This window comes from Phormidium pseudopriestleyi FRX01 (assembly GCF_017313335.1).
GTDB classification, from domain to species: domain Bacteria; phylum Cyanobacteriota; class Cyanobacteriia; order Cyanobacteriales; family Laspinemataceae; genus Laspinema; species Laspinema pseudopriestleyi.
Map to the genome: position 1 here is coordinate 1 of NZ_JAFLQW010000061.1, position 3,261 is coordinate 3,261.

Genomic DNA, 3,261 nt, shown 5'->3' on the forward strand with positions numbered 1-3,261 from the left:
AAGAGTTTTTCCGGGTGGTTCAGAACTGTCTCAAGCAGTGGTCATCAAGCGTGAACAAATTGTTCGGCTGACTCTGCTCCAAGCGGGTCCCTCTATTTTAGCCGAAAGTCCACCCAGCTTACTTTTGACAAAATTCCTTCACGCCAAAGAGTCATTCATGCATCAAGCCATACTCAGACGAACTGGATAGTTGAAGGCCCCTAATTAATTATCTCACAGAACTTTTCACTGTCCAGTTTTAGAGTAAAATCAGAAAATACTTCTCATGTCCTGCAATCATTACAGATAAACCAATGGAACCCGTAGAACTTATCATATCGATTATCGTTTGGGTGGGGACCAAAATCACTGAAGGAACACTTGGCAACGTCGGAGAAAAGCTTTTTGACGCAGGTAATAATTTATGGGAACGAGTTAAAGTTACATCGCCGGAAGTAGCTGGTGCTATTGAAGGGTCCAAGCAACAACCTTTAGACTATGGTCAAGCAGTGCTTGAACTAGAAAGTGCAGTTAACCAAGATCCAGAACTCCGTCAGGCAGTCCAGGAGGTAGCAACTACAGCTCAGGCGGATCCACAATTGGCTGAGGAGATCAAAAAAATTCGAGAGGCTCTTAAATCTGAGCAGCCAACCATTCAAAATTTGGCAAAACTGGCTGAAAAAATAGGAGTTGTGAACCAAGGTTCAATGAACAACCCGACATTCAACGTAAACATTTGACCAAAGTCGCCGGAATGGGATCCGGTTAAGTCAACTCCCCCTATCGACTGGCGCGAAGTCTGCCAAAAAATGTTTGACGGCAGACTCAGCAGCAACCTTCTCACTGCCAACGAGGATATCAACTTTAACCTCGATGACATTCACGTTCCCCTGGCGCTAGTGGAACGACGCCAGCGCGACAAACGCCCGGGGGATACTCCGGCTGAAACGGGTTCCCAACTCTACGAACCCACCGGATATGAAGAAAAGCAGCGCTTTGAACACCAACAGTTTTTGGATAATATCCTCGGCAAAGGGGAAGGCAAAACCAAAGGGCGGCAGATTGCTATCATCGGCGAACCGGGTGCCGGAAAAACTACCCAATTACAAAAAATCGCTGATTGGATATTAGAAAAAGGCCCGGATCTACCGATTTGGATCTCCTTGGCAGACTTGCAGGGACGGGAACTGGGGGACTATTTGCTGGAAACTTGGCTAAAAAAAGCCATTCCTTTATCGCGCCTGAGTGAACAGGTGCGAGAAGACTTTCTGGCGCAACTGGAACAAGGGCGGGTGTGGTTGCTGCTGGATGGGGTGGATGAGATGGCGACGGAAAGGGCAACGGCAGGATTGCCACTCCAGCAAATCGCCACTCAACTGAAAGGCTGGATTGCTTCAGCGCGGGTGGTTCTGACTTGTCGGGTTAATGTCTGGGAAGCGAATCTAAATGCTTTGGAAGCGTTCGAGACTTATCGAATGCTGAATTTTAACTATCCCACCCAGGTGGAAGCGTTTATCGGCAAGTGGTTTGAACACAGTGATGCCGCTAACGGGGAAGCGCTGCGCCAGGAATTAGCTAAAGCGGAATATCAGCGCCTACAGGATTTGGTGAAAAATCCCCTGCGGTTGACCCTGCTGTGCAGCACTTGGCAAACTTCCGAAGGGTTGCCGGAAACTCAGGCAGCACTCTACAAACGATTTGTAGGGCAAATTTATCGGTGGAAACAGAACCATTTCCCCACCACCGAACAGCAGCGTCAGCAACTTAACCACGCATTAGGAGAATTGGCGCGGCAAGGAATAGATGATGCCACCTCTCCGTTTCGTCTGCGGCATCAGTTAGTTGCCGAGGTACTGGGGGATTGTGATGATGATAAGTCTCTGTTTGCCTTAGCGCTGCAACTGGGTTGGTTAAATCAGGTGGGAGTCGCAGCAGAAGACCCCGATGAGAAAGTTTACGCTTTCTATCACGCCACGTTTCAGGAATATTTTGCGGCGTTAAGCATTGAAGATTGGGATTTTTTCTTGCCTAGAGAACATCGAGAGTGCCCAGTTCCTGGCAAGCGCTATCGCATCTTTGACTCCCTGTGGAAACAGACGATTTTGCTGTGGTTGGGGCGCAAAGATGTACAGAAGGACAAGAAAGAAGAGTTTATAGTCAGGTTAATCGAGCTTAAGGATGGATGCGGGAATTTTTATGAATATCGCGCCTATTTTCTCGCTGCTGCCGGAATCGCTGAGTTTAAGGAATGCGATCGGGCTGATGAAATCATTGAAAAAATCTGTCAATATGCCTTTATTTTGAATATTGAACCCGATGACTTGAGAGAATTTCTTACTCCTGAAGCCCAGGGAGCTAGAGATGCTTTGCAAGAAACTGTCCGTCATAAAGTAATTTCAACTTTAGCCAAATTATTAGGAGATAAACGTTCAAATAAATATCGCTTGTGGCTAGTAGCAGCTAAATTAGCAACGATTGACCCGGGCAATCAAAGTGGGAGCGATGCGTTGGTTCAAATTATAAAAAATTCCACTGATGGGTTTACAGTTATTATAGCAGCGGATGCGTTATTAAAAATCGATCCAGGTAATCTAGAAGCGACAGCTGGGTTAGAAAAATTAATTACTAAGTCTGGTGATGAGGATATCTCAAAACAAGCTAAATATATTTTAGAAAATTCAGATTTAGGTCATATAGCCTTGTCAAAGGATGCAGTTTCCAGCAGGGAAAAACCAGAGGTTTTAGAAGCGGTCCTAATAGTCACCCATAATTATATCGAAAATATTACTATTTTAGAATTTTCAATATATGAAGATAGTCGTTGGCAAGCCGCAGACAGGTTAGCAGAAATAGCTCGGGCAAACCCAGATGCTATTGCTGAGTTAGAGCGAATATTAAAAACATACACGGATAATTTGACGCTTATGATAGCGGCATATGCTTTAGGGAGTATCTATCCAGGTAACGCCACAGCCTTGGAGGTGTTACTTAAAATTTTACAAACCTGCGCTGATGAAAATTGCCATTGGCAAGCAGCAGATAGTTTAAAGAAAATTTTAACAACTGAGGGTAAGATGTTGCATGTGGTTAATATTTTACAAAATGACTTGTATCATTCAACTTCAAAACAAGATTTGAAGCGCTTTTTTGATTATTACGAAGTCATCTGGCATTGCGCCCAAAACCTGCCCTATCCTGAATTTTATCGCGCTTGGCATGATGGGGAGGATGAAGGAGAACTGGAAAATTTAACCGAATTACCCGATCGCCTCTCTGCCAAAC

Annotated in this window: 3 protein-coding genes; all 3 read left to right on the forward strand. The window is 45.0% G+C overall.

The window, feature by feature from the left end; all coding sequences use genetic code 11:
• Positions 1-190: hypothetical protein (locus J0895_RS02550; RefSeq protein WP_207086571.1), on the forward strand; the 190-nt coding region annotated here is incomplete at its 5' end.
• A 103-nt stretch (positions 191-293) separates the two neighbouring features.
• Positions 294-719, forward strand: a complete 426-nt coding sequence (locus J0895_RS02555) for a hypothetical protein (protein ID WP_207086572.1) — start codon at positions 294-296, stop codon at positions 717-719.
• A 69-nt stretch (positions 720-788) separates the two neighbouring features.
• Positions 789-3,261: NACHT domain-containing protein (locus J0895_RS02560; RefSeq protein ID WP_207086573.1), on the forward strand; the 2,473-nt coding region annotated here is incomplete at its 3' end.

Bases quoted from the DNA above. Each gene is read 5' to 3' on its own strand.
- J0895_RS02555 (WP_207086572.1), top strand. From the start codon at position 294: ATGGAACCCGTAGAACTTATCATATCGATTATCGTTTGGGTGGGGACC.